Origin of the sequence: Mycobacterium sp. 3519A (assembly GCF_900240945.1) — a bacterium.
Classification (GTDB): Bacteria; Actinomycetota; Actinomycetes; order Mycobacteriales; family Mycobacteriaceae; genus Mycobacterium.
In genome coordinates this window covers 34,825-53,753 of the sequence record NZ_OESG01000013.1, presented here as the reverse complement: position 1 = coordinate 53,753, position 18,929 = coordinate 34,825, and the positions used below count along the sequence as shown (strand labels likewise).

Annotated in this window: 23 protein-coding genes; 15 read left to right on the top strand and 8 right to left on the bottom strand. The window is 67.2% G+C overall.

All coding sequences use genetic code 11. The features are described from left to right. Positions 1 to 65: 65 nt before the first annotated feature. Complete coding sequence (locus C1A30_RS08110; protein WP_101947779.1) at positions 66 to 524, top strand: YciI family protein; 459 nt, start codon at positions 66 to 68, stop codon at positions 522 to 524. An 83-nt stretch (positions 525 to 607) separates the two neighbouring features. Here C1A30_RS08110 and C1A30_RS08105 read toward each other — a convergent pair whose 3' ends face one another. Next, positions 608 to 853: a DUF3253 domain-containing protein gene (locus tag C1A30_RS08105; RefSeq protein WP_101947778.1), complete on the bottom strand. Its 246-nt coding sequence runs from the start codon at positions 851 to 853 to the stop codon at positions 608 to 610. A 65-nt stretch (positions 854 to 918) separates the two neighbouring features. Between C1A30_RS08105 and fadD8 the strand changes: the two genes are divergently transcribed. Next, positions 919 to 2,553 carry a fatty-acid--CoA ligase FadD8 gene (gene fadD8 / locus C1A30_RS08100; RefSeq protein WP_101947777.1) on the top strand — a complete coding sequence of 545 codons (1,635 nt, stop codon included), beginning with the start codon at positions 919 to 921 and terminating at the stop codon, positions 2,551 to 2,553. A 102-nt stretch (positions 2,554 to 2,655) separates the two neighbouring features. Here the strand turns inward: fadD8 and C1A30_RS08095 are convergent, their stop codons facing one another. Beyond that, on the bottom strand, positions 2,656 to 2,865 hold the full coding sequence (locus C1A30_RS08095) for a hypothetical protein (protein ID WP_067808567.1): 210 nt from the start codon (positions 2,863 to 2,865) through the stop codon (positions 2,656 to 2,658). A 101-nt stretch (positions 2,866 to 2,966) separates the two neighbouring features. On the opposite strand from C1A30_RS08095, the gene C1A30_RS08090 reads away from it, so the two are divergent. The 6 genes from C1A30_RS08090 to C1A30_RS08065 all read left to right on the top strand — a co-directional run bounded on the left by C1A30_RS08090 (position 2,967) and on the right by C1A30_RS08065 (position 7,593). Next, complete coding sequence (locus C1A30_RS08090; RefSeq protein WP_101950051.1) at positions 2,967 to 3,584, top strand: TetR/AcrR family transcriptional regulator; 618 nt, start codon at positions 2,967 to 2,969, stop codon at positions 3,582 to 3,584. Further along, a complete protein-coding gene (locus tag C1A30_RS08085; protein WP_101947776.1) occupies positions 3,556 to 4,209 on the top strand; it encodes an enoyl-CoA hydratase-related protein in 654 nt (217 codons plus the stop codon). The genes C1A30_RS08090 and C1A30_RS08085 overlap by 29 nt, the downstream gene beginning before the upstream one ends. Before the next feature lie 60 nt (positions 4,210 to 4,269). Continuing rightward, a complete protein-coding gene (locus C1A30_RS08080; protein WP_101947775.1) occupies positions 4,270 to 5,472 on the top strand; it encodes an RNA polymerase sigma factor in 1,203 nt (400 codons plus the stop codon). Between the two features lies 1 nt (position 5,473). Further along, the gene (locus tag C1A30_RS08075; RefSeq protein WP_101947774.1) at positions 5,474 to 6,160 is read left to right on the top strand and encodes an HAD family hydrolase; all 687 of its coding nucleotides are present in this window, start codon (positions 5,474 to 5,476) and stop codon (positions 6,158 to 6,160) included. Between the two features lie 72 nt (positions 6,161 to 6,232). After that, positions 6,233 to 6,685 carry a nitroreductase/quinone reductase family protein gene (locus C1A30_RS08070; protein ID WP_101947773.1) on the top strand — a complete coding sequence of 151 codons (453 nt, stop codon included), beginning with the start codon at positions 6,233 to 6,235 and terminating at the stop codon, positions 6,683 to 6,685. Further along, complete coding sequence (locus C1A30_RS08065) at positions 6,682 to 7,593, top strand: 1,4-dihydroxy-2-naphthoyl-CoA synthase (RefSeq protein ID WP_101947772.1); 912 nt, start codon at positions 6,682 to 6,684, stop codon at positions 7,591 to 7,593. Before C1A30_RS08070 ends, C1A30_RS08065 begins: the two co-directional genes overlap by 4 nt. A gap of 11 nt (positions 7,594 to 7,604) precedes the next feature. On the opposite strand, the gene C1A30_RS08060 is transcribed toward C1A30_RS08065, so the two are convergent. Further along, on the bottom strand, positions 7,605 to 8,591 hold the full coding sequence (locus C1A30_RS08060; RefSeq protein WP_101947771.1) for a TerC/Alx family metal homeostasis membrane protein: 987 nt from the start codon (positions 8,589 to 8,591) through the stop codon (positions 7,605 to 7,607). Positions 8,592 to 8,829: 238 nt separating this feature from the next. Between C1A30_RS08060 and C1A30_RS08055 the strand changes: the two genes are divergently transcribed. From C1A30_RS08055 to C1A30_RS08040, 4 genes are read left to right on the top strand one after another with little or no spacing between them, the layout of a single operon-like run. After that, on the top strand, positions 8,830 to 9,861 hold the full coding sequence (locus C1A30_RS08055) for a hypothetical protein (RefSeq protein ID WP_101947770.1): 1,032 nt from the start codon (positions 8,830 to 8,832) through the stop codon (positions 9,859 to 9,861). 44 nt (positions 9,862 to 9,905) lie between these two features. Next, positions 9,906 to 10,784 carry an SDR family oxidoreductase gene (locus C1A30_RS08050; RefSeq protein ID WP_101947769.1) on the top strand — a complete coding sequence of 293 codons (879 nt, stop codon included), beginning with the start codon at positions 9,906 to 9,908 and terminating at the stop codon, positions 10,782 to 10,784. 2 nt (positions 10,785 to 10,786) lie between these two features. Then, positions 10,787 to 12,334 carry a long-chain-fatty-acid--CoA ligase gene (locus tag C1A30_RS08045; protein ID WP_101947768.1) on the top strand — a complete coding sequence of 516 codons (1,548 nt, stop codon included), beginning with the start codon at positions 10,787 to 10,789 and terminating at the stop codon, positions 12,332 to 12,334. A 23-nt stretch (positions 12,335 to 12,357) separates the two neighbouring features. After that, positions 12,358 to 12,729 (top strand): VOC family protein, encoded by a 372-nt coding sequence (locus C1A30_RS08040; protein ID WP_101947767.1) that lies wholly within the window; start codon positions 12,358 to 12,360, stop codon positions 12,727 to 12,729. Positions 12,730 to 12,731: 2 nt separating this feature from the next. On the opposite strand, the gene C1A30_RS08035 is transcribed toward C1A30_RS08040, so the two are convergent. The 3 genes from C1A30_RS08035 to C1A30_RS08025 are packed head-to-tail and all read right to left on the bottom strand — an operon-like array spanning position 12,732 to position 14,581. Beyond that, on the bottom strand, positions 12,732 to 13,037 hold the full coding sequence (locus C1A30_RS08035) for a DUF3349 domain-containing protein (RefSeq protein WP_101950050.1): 306 nt from the start codon (positions 13,035 to 13,037) through the stop codon (positions 12,732 to 12,734). 10 nt (positions 13,038 to 13,047) lie between these two features. Continuing rightward, positions 13,048 to 13,329: a hypothetical protein gene (locus tag C1A30_RS08030; RefSeq protein ID WP_101947766.1), complete on the bottom strand. Its 282-nt coding sequence runs from the start codon at positions 13,327 to 13,329 to the stop codon at positions 13,048 to 13,050. Between the two features lie 4 nt (positions 13,330 to 13,333). Further along, complete coding sequence (locus C1A30_RS08025; RefSeq protein ID WP_101947765.1) at positions 13,334 to 14,581, bottom strand: inorganic phosphate transporter; 1,248 nt, start codon at positions 14,579 to 14,581, stop codon at positions 13,334 to 13,336. A 188-nt stretch (positions 14,582 to 14,769) separates the two neighbouring features. Between C1A30_RS08025 and C1A30_RS08020 the strand changes: the two genes are divergently transcribed. Genes C1A30_RS08020 through C1A30_RS08010 form a run of 3 tightly spaced genes read left to right on the top strand, consistent with a single transcriptional unit; the run spans position 14,770 to position 16,825 of the window. Beyond that, positions 14,770 to 15,072, top strand: a complete 303-nt coding sequence (locus C1A30_RS08020; protein ID WP_101947764.1) for a DUF3349 domain-containing protein — start codon at positions 14,770 to 14,772, stop codon at positions 15,070 to 15,072. After that, positions 15,069 to 16,208: an o-succinylbenzoate--CoA ligase gene (gene menE, locus C1A30_RS08015; protein WP_101947763.1), complete on the top strand. Its 1,140-nt coding sequence runs from the start codon at positions 15,069 to 15,071 to the stop codon at positions 16,206 to 16,208. Before C1A30_RS08020 ends, menE begins: the two co-directional genes overlap by 4 nt. A 2-nt stretch (positions 16,209 to 16,210) precedes the next feature. After that, the gene (locus C1A30_RS08010) at positions 16,211 to 16,825 is read left to right on the top strand and encodes a pyridoxamine 5'-phosphate oxidase family protein (RefSeq protein WP_101947762.1); all 615 of its coding nucleotides are present in this window, start codon (positions 16,211 to 16,213) and stop codon (positions 16,823 to 16,825) included. A gap of 303 nt (positions 16,826 to 17,128) precedes the next feature. Here C1A30_RS08010 and C1A30_RS08005 read toward each other — a convergent pair whose 3' ends face one another. Together C1A30_RS08005 and C1A30_RS08000 are read right to left on the bottom strand one after the other, a co-directional pair. Next, a complete protein-coding gene (locus C1A30_RS08005; RefSeq protein ID WP_200828214.1) occupies positions 17,129 to 18,211 on the bottom strand; it encodes an IS110 family transposase in 1,083 nt (360 codons plus the stop codon). A 96-nt stretch (positions 18,212 to 18,307) separates the two neighbouring features. Then, complete coding sequence (locus tag C1A30_RS08000; protein ID WP_101947760.1) at positions 18,308 to 18,898, bottom strand: TetR/AcrR family transcriptional regulator; 591 nt, start codon at positions 18,896 to 18,898, stop codon at positions 18,308 to 18,310. Between the last annotated feature and the right edge of the window lie 31 nt (positions 18,899 to 18,929).

Here is an 18,929-nt window from a genome sequence, read left to right as displayed (position 1 = left end):
TGGCCGTTCGACGTCTGTGCGAGGGCACGATAGACGGGCCCCTTCCCGACTAGAAGGAGACAACAATGTCGCGCTACATGCTGATCATGCGGTCCACCCCAGAGGCCGAGCAGGCCATGGCCGAGCAGAACATCGACTTCGACCAGATCATCGAGTCGATGGGCCGCTACAACGAGGAGCTCATCAAGGCCGGTGTGATGCTGGCCGGCGAGGGTCTGACGGGACCCGAGGAGGGTTTCGTCGTCGACTTCGACGCCGACCCGCCGGTGGTCACCGATGGCCCGTACACCGAGGCCAAGGAGTTGTTCAACGGGTTCTGGATCATCGACGTGTCGTCGAAGGAAGAGGCCAAGCAGTGGGCGCGGAAGTGCCCGCTGGGCCCTGGCGTCAAGCTCGAGGTGCGGCGGGTGTCCGAGGCCGAGGAGTTCGCCCCGGACAACCCGTGGATCAAGAAGGAGATCCAGTGGCGGGCCGACCTGGCGCAGAAGATCGCCGATCAGGCGGCCAAGGCGGCGGGCCGCTGAGTCTTGGGTGCGCCGAAACGGCATTCCCGCACGGAAAGTTCGAGTAACAGCGTGCTGGAATGCCGTTTCGGCGGGTTGGCTGGCTAGGTGGCGCGGATCCGGATCGGTCCGCGCCAGGCCGCGTCGGGGTCGAGCACCTTGCCCTGCTGGGTGATCTCGACCTCGCCGGCCTTGGCCAGCGCCCGCGCGGCGTCGCGGGCCTGCTCCATCAGGTCGCGCCAGTCGTCGCCGCCGACGGCCCGCGCGGCGTCGGACGGGCAGATGGTTTTCGTCGGGCCTCGCTGACGGGCGAGGTTCATGATCGCGGCCCGCAGGCGCTGCTCGGTCACGTCTTGAGTAAGCCCGGAGCGGCGGCGCTTGAAACCATTTCTGTAACACGTTCTAATCTGAAGGCATGAGCCACGCTGATGTCTCCTCGCGCGAGCGCTCGTCGGACGACTTGCTGCGCTATCCCATCCACTCGGGCCATCTCACCGTCGGGGCGCTGAAGCGCAACAAGGACAAGCCGGTGCTGTTCCTCGGGGACACCACGCTCACCGGCGGTCAGCTGGCCGAACGCATCAGCCAGTACATTCAGGCCTTCGAGGCGCTGGGCGCGGGCTCAGGTGTCGCGACCGGCTTGTTGTCGTTGAATCGGCCCGAGGTGCTGATGATCCTCGGCGCCGGCCAGACCCAGGGTTATCGCCGCACGGCACTACACCCTCTCGGGTCGCTGGATGACCACGCCTATGTGCTCAACGATGCCGGGGTCAGCTCGCTGATCATCGACCCGAATCCAATGTTCGTCGAGCGGGCCAAGGGCCTGCTGGACAAGGTGCCCGGCCTCAAGCAGGTGCTGACCATCGGCCCGGTGCCGCCCGAGTTGTCGGACGTCGCGGTGGACCTGACCGCCGAGGCCGCCAAGTACACGCCCAAGCCATTGGTGGCCGCCGACCTGCCGCCGGATCACATCGGCGGGATGGCCTACACCGGCGGCACGACCGGCAAACCCAAAGGCGTGATCGGCACGGTGCAGTCGATCACCACGATGACGACGATCCAGCTCGCCGAGTGGGAATGGCCGGAGCGGCCGAAGTTCCTGATGTGCACGCCGCTGTCGCATGCGGGCGCGGCGTTCTTCGTGCCGACGATCATCAAGGGCGGTCAGCTGGTGGTGCTCACCAAGTTCGATCCGGCCGAGGTGCTGAAAACCATTGAGGAGCAACGGATCACGGCGACCATGCTGGTGCCGTCGATGATCTACGCGCTGATGGACCATCCGGATTCGCACACCCGCGACCTGTCGTCGTTGGAGACCGTGTACTACGGCGCTTCGGCGATGAACCCGGTGCGTCTGGCCGAGGCGATCCGCCGGTTCGGCCCGATCTTCGCCCAGTATTACGGGCAGTCTGAAGCGCCGATGGTGATCACCTATCTGCCCAAGGGCGACCACGACGAAAAGCGGTTGACGTCGTGCGGCCGGCCGACGGTGTTCGCCCGCACCGCGTTGTTGGACGGTGACGGAAACCCGGTGCCGCAGGGCGAAGTCGGCGAGATCTGTGTGTCTGGTCCGTTGGTCTCCGGCGGGTACTGGAACAAGCCGGAGGCGACGGCGGAGACGTTCAGGGACGGCTGGATGCACACCGGCGACCTGGCCCGCGAGGACGAGGACGGCTTCTGGTACATCGTCGACCGGACCAAGGACATGATCGTCACCGGCGGGTTCAACGTGTTCCCGCGTGAGGTGGAAGACGTTGTCGCAGAGCATCCTGCGGTCGCGCAGGTATGCGTCATCGGCACACCCGACGAGAAGTGGGGCGAGGCCGTGACCGCGGTGGTGGTGCTGCGACCCGACGCGGACCGGTCCGATGAGGCCGTCGCGCGGATGACCGCCGAGATCCAGGCCGCGGTGAAGGAGCGCAAGGGTTCGGTGCAGTCGCCGAAGCAGGTGATCGTCGTCGACTCCGTGCCGGTGACCGCGCTCGGCAAGCCGGACAAGAAGGCCGTGCGCGCGCAGTTCTGGGCGGGCGCCGACCGTGCCGTCGGCTGACTTCCCTTGCGCGAGCGACCGCTTTTGTACACGCAGACGCGGCGTGTCGGCGTACAGACACGGTCATCCGCTACTGACGTGTGGGCCCACGCGGAAAAAGGGTTAGTCGAGTAGCGCGTCGATCTCGGCGCGCAACCGCTCGATGCGTTCGGCCTCGGGCGGGATGCCGCGACTCTCCTCGGCGGCGCGTTGCCAACCGAGCCGCCACATCCGCGCGACGGCACGATCACCCATCCCCGCGTAGGGGTTGAGAAGCGTCTGCCCGAACGCCTTTCGCCCTTCGCGGTAGGCGATGACCAGCCTGTGTGCCATAGCACTACTGTCCGCCTCCGATGGTTGCCGGCGCCCGTTTTGCCTCGGCGTGTCATGCACCCATTTGATAACAGAGCATCTGCTCTGTTATGTTCGGGCGCATGCCCCGGCCGCAGGTGTACGACCGCGACGCGATGCTCGACGCGGCCGAGGACCTCGCCGTCGAGGGCGGTCTCACCGCCGTCACCATCCGCGCGGTGTCGGAACGCGCGGGCATCTCCAACGGCGCCATCTATCACGCATTCGGTTCCCGCGGCGGTCTCGTCGGCCGCGCCTGGGTGCGGGCCGCCCGCCGCTTCCTGACCCTGCAGAAGCAGGCCGTCGACGCCGCGGCCGACCCCGTGCGCGCCGTCATCGCCGCCGCCGACGCGCCCGCAGTGTTCAGCGAGCAGTACCCGGCGTCGGCGCGACTGTGGCTGGCCATCACGCGCGACGAGGTGATGGGCGACGCACCCGCCGACGTGCAGACCGAACTCACCGCGCTGCAGGACGACCTGCGCGACATGCTGATTCGGCTTTCCGTCGCGATGTGGGATCGCAAGGACGCCGCGTCCGTCGCGGTGATCGAGGACTGCGTCGTCGGCCTGCCGACCGGTCTGATGCTGCGCAGGCCGATGCCACCGACCGCCGCCACCCGCCGCCGACTCGCGGCAGCCGTCGCGGCGATTTTGTCCCTCAAGGAGGAGAAGGATGCCCGCACATCTCGAAATCACCGATGACATCGCCGTTTTGAACCTCGGCGACGATGAGAACCGGTTCTCGCCGGAGTGGCTGGACACCGTCAACGGCTTCCTCGACCGCGTCGACGCCGGCGCGGCCAAGGCGCTCGTCACCACCGGCGACGGCAAGTTCTACTCCAACGGTTTGGACCTGGATTGGCTTGGCGCCCATAGTGACCGCGGCGAGTGGTACGTCGACCAGGTGCAGCGGTTGCTCGCCCGCGTGCTGGTCGCACCCGTCCCGACGGTGGCCGCGATCAACGGCCACGCGTTCGGCGCCGGTTCGATGCTGGCCATGGCGCACGACTTCCGCGTGATGCGCGTCGACCGCGGCTTCTTCTGCTTCCCCGAGGTGGACATCCACATTCCGTTCACGCCGGGCATGGCCGCGCTCATCCAGGCCAAGCTGACACCCGCGGCGGCCGTCGAGGCGATGACGACCGGTCGCCGGTACGGCGGCGCCGATGCCGAGGCGATCGGCCTGGTGACCGCGACCGCGTCCGAGGACAAGGTGGTCTCGACGGCCGTCGACTTGGTCGCGCCGTTGAAGGGCAAGGACCCCGGCACCCTGCAGGCGATCAAGTCGACGATGTTCGCCGGCGCCACCGCGGCACTGCGCGGCTGACCCGGTCGGCACAATGGGCACGTGCCGGATCTACACCAGACCGTCGACGCGGTATGGCGGATGGAGGCCGCCAAGATCGTCGCGACACTGACGCGGGTGGTGGGCGACGTCGGCCTCGCCGAGGATCTGGCGGCCGACGCCCTGGTCGACGCGCTCACGCAGTGGCCGTCGTCGGGGGTGCCACGCAACGCAGGCGCGTGGTTGACCACCGTCGCCAAGCGCAAGGCCATCGACCATTGGCGCCGCCAGGAGAACCTCGACGCCAAATACGCGGTGCTGGCTCGCGACCTGGAGACCGAGGTGTCCGAAGGCGCCGATCCCGACCGCATCGACGACGACGTGCTGCGGTTGATCTTCATCTCGTCACATCCGGTGCTGTCCCGCGAGGGCCAGATCGCGTTGACGCTGCGGGTGGTGGGCGGCCTGAGCACCGACGAGATCGCCTGCGCATTTCTGACCTCGACGGCGACGGTGGCCGCGCGCATCACCCGCGCCAAGAAGACGCTGGCCGCGGCGAAGGTGCCGTTCGAGGTGCCGGACGCCTCGGAGTACCCGCGCAGGCTGTCGGCGGTGCTGGCCGTGATCTACCTGATCTACAACGAGGGCTATTCGGCGTCGTTCGGGCAGCGGTGGATTCGCGACGAGTTGTGCAATGAGGCGCTGCGTCTCGGCAGGGTGCTGGCCGCGCTGGTGCCCGACGAGGCCGAGGTGCACGGCCTGGTGTCGCTGATGGAGTTCCAGTCGTCGCGGTTCGCCGCCCGCACCGACGCCGACGGCAGACCGGTTCTGCTGGAGGACCAGAACCGCGCCCGCTGGGATCGCGCGCAGATCCAGCGTGGGGTGGCCGCTTTGGAGCGCGCCGCTGATGCGTTGCAGCGCAAGGGAACCGGCTGGGGGCCGTACGCATTGCAGGCCGCGCTGGCCGAATGCCACGCCGTCGCGCCGACCGCGGCCGGCACCGATTGGGCGCGCATCGTGCTGCTCTACGACGGGCTGCGTCAGGTGGCGCCGTCCCCGGTGGTCGAACTCAACCGCGCGGTGGCGGTGGCGATGGCCTCGAATCCCGCTGAGGCGCTGCAGATCGTCGACGGCATCGACGGGCTGGACGGCTCATACCTGCTGCCCAGTGTGCGTGGAGAGTTATTGTCGCGGTTGGGCCGATACGCTGAGGCCGCCGAGGAGTTCGCCCGGGCCGCCACGCTGACCGACAACGAGCGGGAACGAGAAGTATTGCAGGACAAGGCGGCTCGGGTCCGTGGTTAGGATGGGCCGGGTGGACGCCGTTCTGTTCGACTACTCGGGCACCCTGTTTCGCCTCGAAGAGGACGCCAGCTGGTTCGCCGGCATCGAGGTCGACGAGCGTCAGATCGACGGTCATGTACAGGCCGAGTTGATGCGCAGGCTGACCGCGCCCACCGGCCAGCACGTCGACATGCCGCCCGACGCCTACCACGCGTGGGTCAACCGCGACCTGGCACCACACCTGCACCGCGAGGCCTACCTGCACGTGCTCCGGGAATCCGGACTCGCCGACCACCACGCCGAGGCGCTCTACGGCCTGGTCATCGACCCGATGAACTGGACGCCGTATCCGGACACCGCTGATGTGCTCGCCGGCCTGCACCGGCAGGGCATCAAGACCGCCGTCGTGTCGAACATCGCGTTCGACGTCCGACCGGCGTTCGCCGCACTGGGCGTGACCGACTTCGTCGACGAATTCGTGCTCTCCTTCGAGGTGGGCGCCGTCAAACCGGACGCCGCGATCTTCCAGACCGCGCTGTCCCGCCTCGGCGTCCACGCCGAGCGCGCGGTGATGGTCGGCGACAGCGACGAGGCCGACGGCGGCGCCCGCGCCATCGGCTGCCGGTTCAGCCTCGTCGACCCGCTGCCGACGGCTCTACGGACCGACGGTCTGCGCACGGCCGTCGCCGACCACGGTGTGACGATATGACCCAGGTGTGCTGATCGTGGCGAGCCGCCTGCCCGAGTTCCGCGTCGACCCCGTTTGAGTAGCGTTACGGGCATGTCCAAGAGCGAGCGCATTCAGCCGCCATGGTGGTTGAAGTACGTCAACAAGGTGATGATCGGGGTGCAGCGGCTCGGTGTCAGCTTCGGCCCGGTGGTCTTGACGGTGCCCGGCCGCAAGACCGGCAAGCTGCGCTCGACGCCCGTGACGCCGATGACCGTCGACGGTGAGGAGTACATCGTCGGCGGCCTGCCCGGCGCGGACTGGACGGCCAACGCCAGGGCCGCCGGTGAAGGCACGCTGCACCGCGGCCGCCGCAGCGAGCGGGTGCGACTGGTCGAGATGACGCCCGAACAGGCCCGGCCGCTGCTGCGGGAATTCCCGATCAAGGTGCCGACCGGCGTCAGCTTCATCAAGAACGCGGGCCTGGTCACCGGCCCCAATCCCGACGAGTTCGAAAAGCTCGCAGGCACCTGTCCGGTGTTTCGGCTGGATCGGGTAACCGCATGAGCGACAACCCATTTGACCCGTCGCTGTGGCGGGCTGTCGACGGCTTCGACCTGACCGACATCACCTATCACCGGCATGTGGTCGACGGTAAGCCGCAGCCGACGGTGCGGGTGGCCTTCGACCGGCCGGAGGTGCGCAACGCGTTCCGCCCGCACACCGTCGACGAACTGTATCGGGTGCTCGACCACGCCAGGATGTCGTCGGACGTCGGCGTCATTCTGCTGACCGGCAACGGGCCGTCACCCAAGGACGGCGGCTGGGCGTTCTGCTCCGGCGGCGATCAGCGCATCCGGGGCCGCAGCGGCTACCAGTACGCCTCCGGTGAAACCGCGGAGACGGTCGACCCGGCCCGCGCGGGCCGACTGCACATCCTCGAGGTGCAGCGGCTGATCCGCTTCATGCCGAAGGTGGTCATCTGCCTGGTCAACGGGTGGGCGGCCGGCGGCGGGCACAGCCTGCACGTGACGTGCGACCTGACATTGGCCAGCCGCGAACATGCCCGGTTCAAGCAGACCGACGCCGACGTCGGCAGTTTCGACGGCGGTTACGGCAGCGCGTATCTGGCCAAGCAGGTCGGTCAGAAGTTCGCCCGCGAGATCTTCTTCCTCGGCAGGCCCTATGACGCCGAGCAGATGCACGCGATGGGCGCGGTCAACGAGGTCGTCGACCATGCCGACCTGGAAACCATTGGCCTGCAATGGGCGTCGGCCATCAACGGCAAGTCGCCGCAGGCGATCCGGATGCTCAAGTATGCGTTCAACCTGACCGACGACGGGCTGGTCGGCCAGCAGCTGTTCGCCGGTGAGGCAACGCGATTGGCCTACATGACCGACGAGGCCGTCGAGGGCCGCGACGCGTTCCTCGAGAAGCGCGACCCGGACTGGACGCCGTTCCCCCGCTACTTCTAGGGGCGCACAAATCACTCGGCTTCGGCGGCGCGGCGGATCTCCCGGTTCGTCTTCAACACGCTGAGCACCGTCGTGACGGCCAACGTCGCGACGATGAACAGCAGCGACGTCACCGTGCCGATCTCAGGCAGATGGAACGAGCCGAACTCGTCGAGATGCGAACCGTGCAGCGCCTCGATGACGAGTTTCACGCCGATGAACCCGAGGATGACGGCCAGCCCCTTGCTCAGGTACACGACCTTCTCCAGCAGCCCCTCAATCAGGAAGTACAGCTGCCGCAACCCCATCAGCGCCAACGCGTTGGCCGTGAAGATGATGTACGCATCGCTGGTCAGCCCGAAGATCGCCGGAATCGAGTCGAGCGCGAACACGACGTTGGCCATGCCGATCGCCGCGATCACGATGACCAGCGGGGTGAACATGCGGCGCTTGCCCTCGCGCGTGAGTAACCGCCTGCCGTCGTAGTCCTCGCTGATCGGCAGGATCCGGTGCAGGAACTTCAGCGCCGCGTTGTTGTGGAAATCCGGTTCCTCGTCGGGATCCTCCAACGCCAACTGGATCGCGGTGTACAACAGGAAACCGCCGAGAATGTAGAACACCCAACTCGCCGCGGCGATCGCCGCCGCGCCCGCGAAGATGAACACCGCGCGGAACACCAGCGACAGCACGATCCCGATGTAGAGCACCTTGTCCTGCGCCAGCGCGGGTACACCGAAGCGGGCCATGATGATCATGAAGACGAACAGGTTGTCGACGCTGAGGCTGTACTCGGTGATGTAGCCCGCGACGAACTGCTGGCCGGCGGCGCCCGGTAGGAAGATGAACAGTCCCGCGGCGAACGCCGCGGCCAACCCGACGTAGACGAGCACCCAGCGGACGGCATCGGCGGTGGTGACCGTGCGCTGCCTGCGGGCGATCACGGTCAGATCGAGCACGATGATCGCGAGCAACGCCACCACGGTGACGACCCAAACCAGCGGTGAGACAACAGAAACCACAGTCGACCTCCGGACGGCATGAAGCAACAGTCCGGAGGTCTCTTCCGCCCGCGGCCTTGGCCGGGACCGACACCGCCGGGTCGGCCATGGGGCCTTCCGTGATGACGACGGTGCCGCGCGAGGAATACTCCCCTCCACGAACGAGCAGAACTATAGTCCGCTATGCAGAATCTTGTCGAACGGGACGATGGCGCGCCCGGATGCTCGTCGCCAGGGACTCCACCTACACTCGGCGCCGATGTTCACTGCGCACCGCAACCGCCTGCTCGCCGGGGTCGTCGCGCTGCTCGCCGTCCTGCTGGCCGCTTGCGGCACCAACCCGCCCGACCGCCGCGCCGACGTCGCGTCGTTCACCGACCGGTTACGCGAGATGCCCGGCGTCGTCCATGCGAGCTTCGACTTCGCCGACAGCCGCCCGCAGGGCCTGGTGTACTTCTCCGTCTACCTCGACGTCGCCGAGAACCTCACCGGCGAGCAACTCAAGATGATCACGGCCAGGTATCTGCGGCAGCTTCGCACCGGCAAGTACGCCGGCTACCGCGCGGAGTTGGACGTGCGGCGCGGCTGGAACCGGTTCGCCGTCGACAACGGGCGGCTGCCCATCGTCAACACCGACCAGATCGTACGGCAGGCGAACGAATGGGTGGCGTTGCGGCGTGAATTCCCCGGCGCCACAGTGACTTTCCGGGCAACCATCGAGCATCCGGGCGGTCAGATGCCGATCCAGGAGTTCGGTCACTCCAATCACGCCACCATCACCCTCAACGGGGGTGCCGACTACACGGGCGTCGCCGCAACCGCGCGCGCGCTCGCCGAGCGGTTTTCGCATCTGGCCGGAATCGACTGGACGCTGAACGCGGGTAAGGACCATCCAGCACAGATCGTGACATCGCGACGGCTGCCGACACCCGCCGAACTCGACGTGTGGAACCGCCTGAACGCCGACCAGACCATCCCCCACTTCGTCCGGCTGCAGATCAACCGGCCCAACACCCCGCCGGTCTTTTTCTCCGAGGAGACGACGCGCTCACGCGACGTCGCCGTGGCTCTGCAGTTGGCGCAGCGGCATCTGCCGATCGTCGCGACGCTGCCTGCACCCGTCCTGTACACGGCCAGCGACGAGCCCTCCGGCCACATCGGCGCCCTCGGGATAGCCCGCGGGCGGGTTTCGGTGACCATCGGCGGCTGCACCAGGCACGCCCCGCTGGTGTACAAGCCGATCCCGCCGGAACAGGCGCTGATCAACCGATACGAGACCTGCTCGCGCTGAGTGCGCGCGGGCCGAGGAAAATAGCCCACCTAAACTCAGGGTTCGTGAGCAAGAGTCCGCTGCGCCGGTTGTCCGAGAGTTTGCTGCTGAACAGCATGCGACCGGCGTTGACCGAGCAGGCACTGCGCCGTCGACGTAACCCGATCGACCTGACCGGCAAGCGGGTACTGCTGACGGGCGCGTCGTCGGGCATCGGCGAGGCGGCAGCGGAGAAGTTCGCCCTGCGGGGCGCACGTGTGGTCGTGGTGGCGCGCAGGCAGGACTTGCTCGACGCGCTCGTCGACCGCATCACCGGAGCGGGCGGCGAGGCGAAGGCGCACGCCGTGGACCTGTCCGACCTGGACGCCGTCGACGAACTGGTCGCCAAGGTCGAGCAGGACCTCGGCGGGGTGGACATTCTGGTCAACAATGCCGGTCGGTCGATCCGCCGACCGCTGGCCGAGTCGCTGGACCGCTGGCACGACGTCGAGCGGACGATGACGCTGAACTACTACTCGCCGCTGCGCCTGATCCGCGGCATCGCGCCAAGCATGATCGAACGCGGCGACGGGCACATCATCAACGTGTCGACCTGGGGCGTGCTCAGCGAATCATCGCCGCTGTTCTCCGTGTACAACGCGTCGAAGGCCGCGCTGTCGGCGGTCAGTCGGGTGATCGAAACCGAATGGGCCGACAAGGGGGTGCATTCCACGACGCTGTACTACCCGCTGGTGAAGACGCCCATGATCGCGCCGACCCGCGCCTACGACGGCCTGCCCGGACTGAGTTCCGCCGAGGCCGCGGACTGGATGATCACCGCCGCGCGCACGCGTCCGGTGCGCATCGCGCCCAGGATGGCCGTCACCGCGCACGCTGTGAACAGCTTCGCGCCCAACGCTGTCGACGCGATCATGAAGCGGCAGCGAGTACAGCCGACCGACTGACGATGCCGCCACCGACAGTCACCACGATCGCCGATATCGTCCGTGTGCACGCCCGCACGCGGCCCGACGCGGTCGCGCTCGTGGTGGGTGACCGCTCGATCACCTTCGCCGAACTCGACGCCCGCAGCAATAAAGCGGCGCAGGCTTTTTCGGCTGCCGGCGTCGGCGTCGGGGACCGGGTGGCGTTCATCGAGAAGAACGGCGCCGAGTTCTTCGACGTGGTGTTCGGGCTCGCCAAACTCGGCGCCATCGGTGTGCCGGTGAACTGGCGCTTGGCCCCACCCGAGATGCTGCACATCGTCGACGACGCGCAGGCGAAGGCCGTGGTCGTCGGCGCGGAGTTCTTCGGTCATGTCGAGGCCATCGAGGACCATTTGGCGGCCGGCGTCGTCGCGATCGGTGAGCATCCGCGCTGGCCCGACTTCCAGTGGTGGATCGCCGATTGTCCTGCCGAAGACCCCGGCGTCACAACGGAATCCGGCGATGTCGCGTTCCTGATGTACACCTCGGGTACCACCGGCCCGGCCAAGGGCGTCATGCTGAGCAACGACAACTATTTCAGCAAGGCCACCGGCATCGCAGAGCGGTGGCGGTTCGACGCCGACAGTGTCAGCCTCGCGGTGATGCCGATGTTCCACATGGCGGGCTCGGGGTGGGCGCTGGTCGGCCTCGCCGAGGGCTGCCCGACGGTGGTGCTGCGCGACGTCGATCCGCCCGCCATCCTCGATGCCGTTGCGCGCCACCGCATCACCAACATGCTGTTGGTGCCCGCGGTGATCCAGATGCTGCTTGCCACCCCCGGCGACGCCGACTTCTCCAGCGTGCGGGCGATCGTCTACGGCGCGTCGCCGATCACCGACGACGTTCTGGTGAAGGGGCTGCAGCGGTTCGGCTGCGAGTTCCTGCAGGTCTACGGGTTGACCGAAACCACCGGCTCCATAACGCAACTCGACGATCACGACCCGGTGCACCGGCCGGAGCTGTTGCGGTCGTGCGGCAAGCCGTATCCGTGGGTCGACGTCAGAGTCGTCGACAAATCGGGCGTCGACGTGCCATGCGGCACCGTCGGTGAGTTGTGGACCCGGTCGGCGCAGAACATGCTCGGCTACTGGAACAACCCCGATGCGACGGCCGCCGCGCTCACTCCCGACGGCTGGCTGAAGACCGGCGACGCCGGCTACGTCGACGACGACGGCTACCTCTTCCTGCGCGACCGGGTGAAGGACATGATCGTGTCGGGCGGTGAGAACGTCTCGCCCGCCGAAGTCGAGAACGTGCTGATGACCCATCCGGCCGTGGCCGACGTGGCGGTCATCGGTGTCCCCGACCCGCGATGGGGCGAGGCGGTCAAGGCCGTGGTGGTGCCCGCCGCGGGCGCCGCGGTGAGCGCGGCCGACCTCATCGGCTACGCCCGCGCCCGACTGGCCGGCTTCAAGCTGCCCAAATCGGTCGACTTCGTCGAGACGCTGCCGCGCACGGCGAGCGGCAAACTGCTCAAGCGCACGCTGCGGGAACCATATTGGGAGGGTGTCGGGCGCCGAATCGGCTGAGTCGGCGTGATAGACACGGACCCATGGAGATCCTGGCCAGCCGGATGCTCATTCGGCCGGCCGACTACGAGACGTCGCTGCAGTTCTACCGCGACCGACTCGGTCTGGCGATCGCCCGCGACTACGGGGCGGGCACGGTGTTCTACGCCGGGCAGTCGCTGATCGAACTCGCGGGCCACGGCTCACCGTGTGCGGGCGGCACGATGTGGCTTCAGGTCCGCGACGTCTACGCCACCGAACAGGAACTCATCGGCCGCGGCGTCGACATCGCCCGCGAGGCCAAGCAGGAACCGTGGGGGCTGCACGAACTGCACGTCGTCGACCCCGACGGGGTGCTGCTGATCTTCGTGCAGGTGCCCGAGGATCACCCGCTGCGACGCGACAGCAGGCGCTGAGTTCAGCGGGCAGGCGCCGCCAGCGGCCACCCGACCGACGCCAACCGCGCCGCGACCTGGTGGATCTCCTCGGGGTTGGGTTCCTTTTCGATCACCGCGTGCACTGCGTCGCGGATCTCGCCCTCGGTGACGGTGTCGGAGTCGCTGGCCTTCAGGACGGCCTGCGCGGCCTTGACGACCTCTTCTTCGGTCAACGACCGCTTCAGCAGCGCCAGCAGCGGGAAGTAGTCCTTCTGCGGAACGCCTTCCGGGTAGCCGTCGTGCAGCCAGCCGAGCACGTTGTCCATGACACTGCGGTTCTGGGTCATCAGCTCCAACTCACTTGCTCAGCATGGGAAACGGGTCGATACCGAAGTGGTGGATGATCGTCGTCCGCGTGATCCACAGGATCGCGATGACAACCACGGCGCCGACGACCGCGAACAAGGCGAGCCCGAGGTACTTCAGCGCCGGGTTGGGCGCGCTGACGGTGCCGTCCGGATGTTCTCCGCCCTCGCCCGCCGAGAAGGCGACCATGCCCGCCGCGAAGACCGCGGGCAGTCCGGCGCCGAGGATCATCCCCACGATGAGGACCTTGATGATGGCTTCCAGATAGGACATCGACTCAGACCCCGGCCTTGCGCTTGATTTCCTTCGACGGCTCCCGCACTTCGGCAGGCACGACGGAGTTCGTCGTGTCGTCCCAGTCGGCGTTGACGTTGCGGCTGTCGATCTTCTGCTGCTGGGCCCGCCACCACAGGTAACCGGACAACGCGACCAGGATGACGAAGATCAACCCATCGCCTGCCAGGTCCGAACCGGTGACCGATTCGACTCCGCTGGACAGCCAATAGGCAAGTGCCCCAACCAAAGCCGCGGCGGGCAGGGTGATCAGCCACGCGACGACCATCCGACCCGCGACCGCCCAACGGACCTCGGCGCCTGGCTTGCCGACGCCGGCGCCCAGGATCGAGCCCGTCGCGACGTGGGTGGTGGACAGCGCCATGCCCGCGGCGCTGGAGCTCAGGATGATCGCCGCCGAGGAGGCTTCCGCGGCCAGGCCCTGCGGTGACTCGATCTCGACGAGACCCTTTCCGAGCGTGCGGATCACCCGCCAGCCACCGATGTAGGTGCCGAGCCCGATGGCGAGGGCGCAGCTGACGATGATCCAGAACGGCAGGCCGTCCTTCTTCACGTCGCCGGTCAAATGGCCGGTGGTGATCAGAGCGAGCGCGATGACGCCCATGGTCTTCTGGGCATCGTTGGTGCCGTGCGAGAGCGCAACCAGTGACGCGGTGGCGATCTGGCCCCAGCGGAAACCTTGTTCACGGCGCTTGGCCATGACGTTGCGGGTGATCCGGTAGACCAGCCAGGTGCCTGCGGCGGCGACGACGCAGGCGATCACCGGCGCGGCGACTGCGGGAATGAGCACCTTCGACGTGATGCCGGCCCAGTTCACACCCGCGGTGCCCAGCGCGGCGAGGCCCGCGCCGATCAGACCGCCGAACAGCGCGTGCGACGAACTCGACGGGATGCCGAACAGCCATGTCAGCAGGTTCCACAGGATGCCGCCGATGAGGCCGGCGAAGATGATCGTCAGGCCCATCGACGGTGTGATCGTCGGGATCAGGTGGCCGGTCTTGCTGTCCTGGACCTTGAGCACCGAGGTGGTCACCGTCACGGCGACCTCGACCGAGAGGAAGGCGCCGACCAGGTTGAGGACGCCCGCCAACAGCACGGCGGTCTTCGGCTTGAGAGCGCCCGTGGCAATCGACGTCGCCATGGCGTTGCCCGTGTCGTGGAACCCATTGGTGAAGTCGAACGCCAGTGCTGTTGCTATCAGCAGCAGCAGAATGATCGTCTCTGCGCTCATGGCGCTAATTCTGCGTTGCGAAGCTGGCATTTGCCTAACGACCCGCCGCCTGTTGGGTGCGGTCCGACCAGTGATTTTGCCGCGCTCGCACAGGTGTTCACCAAGTGTTCACCGGCTGGCCCGCAACCGTTGGCGTGCGATGCTGCCAGGTCCGAGCACTACGATCGATCCGGCATGGAGGTGACACTGTGACCAGGTTTCTCGCCAGGATCGTGGCGTGGATCACCGCCGGCTATCCTGAGGGCGTGCCGGGCCCGGACCGGGTCCCGCTGTTCGCGCTCCTCAAGCGGCGGTTGACCGACGACGAGGTGAAGACGGTCGCGGCGGAACTGACGAATCGCGACGAATTCGATCCCGTCGACATCGGCGTGCTCATCACCCAGATCACCGACGAACTGCCCGCACCCGAAGATGTCGAGCGGGTGCGAAATCGGTTGGCCGCCAAAGGCTGGCCGCTGGACGAACCGCGCGACGACGAGGAGTCCGGATAGCCGACCTACGCCCCGTCGCCGTCCCGTCAGGCCAGTCCGCGCTGTCACTGCTGCCTGCGGTGGCCGATGCGCTCGCCGGCCGGTTCTGCATGCTGCCGGTACCGGCCGACGACGAGCGCCAAACATCGTTGCTGACAACGTCTTTGCGGGCCGGCGAGCCGATCGACGATGACGTAGCGGTGGTCGTGTCGACGTCGGGCACAACGGGCGTGCCCAAGGGGGCGATGCTCACCGCGGCGGCGTTGACAGCCAGTGCCGATGCGACTCATCGGCGGTTGGGCGGATCGGGAACGTGGCTACTCGCGCTGCCCGCCTACCACATCGCCGGCCTGCAGGTGTTGATACGCAGTGTCGCCGCAGGCACCACACCGGTCGCGGTGTCCGCCGGGTTCGATGTCGCCGAATTGGTCTCTGCCGTGGCGGCATTGGGCCCGGGCCGCCGATATGCGTCGTTGGTGGCGGCGCAGTTGGACAAGGCGCTGCGGGATCCGGACGCGGCCGCGGCGCTCGCGTCGCTGGACGCGGTGTTGATCGGCGGCGGACCGATGCCTGCCGGAGTGTCCGAAAGAGCCTCGGCGGCAGGTGTTTCGGTGGTGCGGACGTACGGGATGAGTGAAACCGCGGGCGGATGCGTGTACGACGGAGTGGCCCTCGACGGGGTGCGGGTGCGCATCGACGACGGTCGCGTGGTGCTGGGCGGGGCGACGCTGGCCAAGGGCTATCGCAACCCGGTGCAGCCGGATCCGTTCGCCGATCCGGGCTGGTTTCGCACCGATGACATTGGCGTCGTTGACGATTCGGGTGTGTTGCAGGTTCTGGGCCGGGTGGACGATGCGATCAGCACCGGGGGTCTGACGGTGCTGCCGCAGTTGGTGGAGGCCGCACTGGCGACGCATCCGGCGGTCGCGGAGGCCGCGGTGTTCGGGGTGGCCGACGACCGGTTGGGTCAGCGGGTGGCGGCAGCGATCGTCGTCGCATCAGGTGCTGACGCACCGACGTTGGCGGATCTGCGCACGCATGTCGCGGCCACCCTGTCCGTCACGGCAGCGCCGCGCGAGGTGCACATCGTCGACGAGTTGCCGCACCGCGGCATCGGGAAGGTGGACCGGCGCGCGCTGACCGCGCGGTACGGTTAGCCATGCGCCGAGAAGTGACCACCGTCGACCAGTTGCGGGCGATTGTCGGTGAGCCCGACAAGTACGTCGCGAACAAGGTGCGGGACCGACTGTCGCCGATTCACCGCGACTGGCTGGCGCACTCCCCGCTCGGCTTCGTCGCGACGACCGATGCGCAGGGCCGCGTCGACGTTTCGCCGAAGGGCGATCCACCTGGCTTCGTGCACGTCATCGACGACACCACGGTCGCGATACCCGAGCGGCCAGGGAACAAGCGCGTCGACGGTTACCTCAACGTGTTGCAGCAGCCGCACGTCGGCACGCTGTTCTTGATCCCCGGCCGCGGGGACACGCTGCGTATCAACGGATCCGCGCGCATCCTCTCCGACGCCGACTACTTCGATGCGATGGCCGTCAAGGGTAAACGACCGATCCTCGCCCTCGAGATCGATGTCGAGGAGGTGTTCTTCCACTGCGCCAAGGCTTTTCTGCGCTCTGACGCGTGGGACCCGTCGACCTGGAATCCGACCGCGGTGCCCAGCGTCGCGCAACTGGCCAAGGCCATCCGCTACGACTGGAGCCTGGAAGAACTCGAGGCGCGCTACAACGAGGACGCCGTCCGCAAGGTGCTGTACTGATATGGCGTGGTGATTGTCAATATGGGCAGGGTGAAGCGGCGGCCGCGACCGTCGCCGCGGCCGCCGCTTCGTTGACCAGATGAGTGTGTCGGTGGTGTCGAGCGTGTCGTGTCGACGCGTTGTCAGTCTGATATGCGCGGGTTGGTTACCGCAGGATCGGGACTTCGAGTCGGAGTTGGCCGCCATCTAGGGTCGAGCGTGATCATGTTGCTGGGCAACGCAATTGCTCATAGAACAGACGCGGATCACTCCGAGACGCTTGCCGTCACCGGCCGAGTTCGTCATCTGGACGCCGTGGGCTGGCTACTGGTCGAGTACCGCCAGCGACCAGCACCAGCCGGCCAGTTCTCTGGCCACCGCGATGTTGGCGACCACGGAACGTTTCCGGCGTTGATCGAAATTGGTCCACCGCTGATGCAGGCGTCGGTTGGCGGCTTGTCCGCGAGCCCGTGCCGCCGGGGACGCCAGATCCCAACGACGACGCAACATCGGCCCCGGCCGGTACGGGCTGCGGTGGTGCCACGCCGCTTCGACCAGCAGCCGTCGTACGTGCTTGTTGCCGGTCTTGGTCACCTCGCCCTGTACTCGACTGCTACCGGAAGAGCATTCGGACGGGACCAGGCCCAGGTAGGCACCAATGGTGCGGCCAGACAACCGGTGCCAGTCCCCGATCTCGGTCGCCAACCCGAACGCCGTCAGCGTGGCGATCCCGCGGATACATCCCAGCCGTCGCACCACGGGGGTGAACTCGCTATCGGCGGCCAGTGCCTCGATCGCTGCCTCCAACCGTTCCCGTCGATCCACACACGCCGTCATGGCGTCAAACGCAGCGTCATAGGTCAACTGCAATGCAGGCCTGTCGAAACGCTGCTGGCGCAACCACACCTCATGACGTCCGGTCCAGGTCTTCCCGTCGTAATACACGATTCCCTGCCGCAGAAGCAGTTTCGACAGCCGGTGCCGCGCGGCCATCAGATCGCCGCGGCAGTCTTCCCGTGCCCGCACCAGATCGCGGGCCGCTTCCTGCTCAGCGGTGGGCACCGTGACCGCGGTGATCTGACCGAGATGCAACAGCCGAGCCAGATGCGCGGCATCGCGAGCATCGGTCTTGACTCGATCCCCGGCCGGGCGGATCAGTTTCGAGGGCGCCGCGACCTGACACTCGATCCCCGCCGCCTCCAGGGCCCGTGCCAGACAGAATCCGGTCGGACCGGCCTCATAGGTCACCGCCACCGGTCCCGGTAAACCCTCGATCCACGAGAGGATGCCGCGATGGTCCGGTGTCAGCCGCCGCTCAACGACTTCACCGGTTTCCCGATCCAAACCGCACGCAACGACTGAACGTGCGTGCACATCCAAACCAACACTCGTACGCTCACGTATCACTGGGGCCTCCTACATCTGTGGCTCTACCGGCCAGGACCCGATTCCTGTCGGCAACCCACGTTCACATGCAGTGAGGCCCCAGCCTCCCCATACGATCTAGTCCGCCGACAGCAGAGAGATCATCTGCTCGGCGGCGGCCTTGAGCGCAGCGGGTTTGGCCCCGCCCTTGTGCAGCGCCTCCTGGCCGCGCATGAACGCCAGCACCGTGGTGGCCAGCGCCTGCGGGTTCTGCTTCTTGTCGATGGCGCCGTCGCGCTGGGCCTCTTCGATGCATTGAGCGAGTTCGGACGCCCATGTCCCATAGGCGTTTTCGATCGCATGTCCCACGACGTCGTCGGTGGCGCTCAGTTCGGCCGCGCTCTTGGCCATCATGCAACCGCGGCGTGATTTGTCTGCGTTGATGTCCTTAACCTGCCCGCGGATGTGCCGGACCAGTCGGTCGTAGGCGCTGTACCTGGGATCCCGTAGTGCAGCGCGAACGCGGTCCATCGCGGAGCCGATGTAGTCGTCGAGAGCCCTCATGAACAGCGCATGCTTATCGCCGAACGCGCCGTAGAGCGAGCCCTTGCCGAGACCGGTGGCCGAGGTCAGGTCGTCGACGGAAGTCGCGGCGTACCCGCGCGACCAGAACTCGTCGCGTGCGGCGGCAATCACGTCGCCTTCGTCGAACTTGCGGGGTCGAGGCATCCCGCCAGTGTACGCGCGTTATGGACCGATT

What these genes read in the sequence shown, in the direction of transcription:
- C1A30_RS08110 (WP_101947779.1), top strand. Translation starts at nt 66, where the DNA reads ATGTCGCGCTACATGCTGATCATGCGGTCCACCCCAGAGGCCGAGCAG.
- fadD8 (WP_101947777.1), top strand. Translation starts at nt 919, where the DNA reads ATGAGCCACGCTGATGTCTCCTCGCGCGAGCGCTCGTCGGACGACTTG.
- C1A30_RS08095 (WP_067808567.1), bottom strand. Translation starts at nt 2,865, where the DNA reads ATGGCACACAGGCTGGTCATCGCCTACCGCGAAGGGCGAAAGGCGTTC.
- C1A30_RS08090 (WP_101950051.1), top strand. Translation starts at nt 2,967, where the DNA reads ATGCCCCGGCCGCAGGTGTACGACCGCGACGCGATGCTCGACGCGGCC.
- C1A30_RS08085 (WP_101947776.1), top strand. Translation starts at nt 3,556, where the DNA reads ATGCCCGCACATCTCGAAATCACCGATGACATCGCCGTTTTGAACCTC.
- C1A30_RS08080 (WP_101947775.1), top strand. Translation starts at nt 4,270, where the DNA reads ATGGAGGCCGCCAAGATCGTCGCGACACTGACGCGGGTGGTGGGCGAC.
- C1A30_RS08075 (WP_101947774.1), top strand. Translation starts at nt 5,474, where the DNA reads ATGGGCCGGGTGGACGCCGTTCTGTTCGACTACTCGGGCACCCTGTTT.
- C1A30_RS08070 (WP_101947773.1), top strand. Translation starts at nt 6,233, where the DNA reads ATGTCCAAGAGCGAGCGCATTCAGCCGCCATGGTGGTTGAAGTACGTC.
- C1A30_RS08065 (WP_101947772.1), top strand. Translation starts at nt 6,682, where the DNA reads ATGAGCGACAACCCATTTGACCCGTCGCTGTGGCGGGCTGTCGACGGC.
- C1A30_RS08055 (WP_101947770.1), top strand. Translation starts at nt 8,830, where the DNA reads ATGTTCACTGCGCACCGCAACCGCCTGCTCGCCGGGGTCGTCGCGCTG.
- C1A30_RS08045 (WP_101947768.1), top strand. Translation starts at nt 10,787, where the DNA reads ATGCCGCCACCGACAGTCACCACGATCGCCGATATCGTCCGTGTGCAC.
- C1A30_RS08040 (WP_101947767.1), top strand. Translation starts at nt 12,358, where the DNA reads ATGGAGATCCTGGCCAGCCGGATGCTCATTCGGCCGGCCGACTACGAG.
- C1A30_RS08035 (WP_101950050.1), bottom strand. Translation starts at nt 13,037, where the DNA reads ATGACCCAGAACCGCAGTGTCATGGACAACGTGCTCGGCTGGCTGCAC.
- C1A30_RS08030 (WP_101947766.1), bottom strand. Translation starts at nt 13,329, where the DNA reads ATGTCCTATCTGGAAGCCATCATCAAGGTCCTCATCGTGGGGATGATC.
- C1A30_RS08025 (WP_101947765.1), bottom strand. Translation starts at nt 14,581, where the DNA reads ATGAGCGCAGAGACGATCATTCTGCTGCTGCTGATAGCAACAGCACTG.
- C1A30_RS08010 (WP_101947762.1), top strand. Translation starts at nt 16,211, where the DNA reads ATGCGCCGAGAAGTGACCACCGTCGACCAGTTGCGGGCGATTGTCGGT.
- C1A30_RS08000 (WP_101947760.1), bottom strand. Translation starts at nt 18,898, where the DNA reads ATGCCTCGACCCCGCAAGTTCGACGAAGGCGACGTGATTGCCGCCGCA.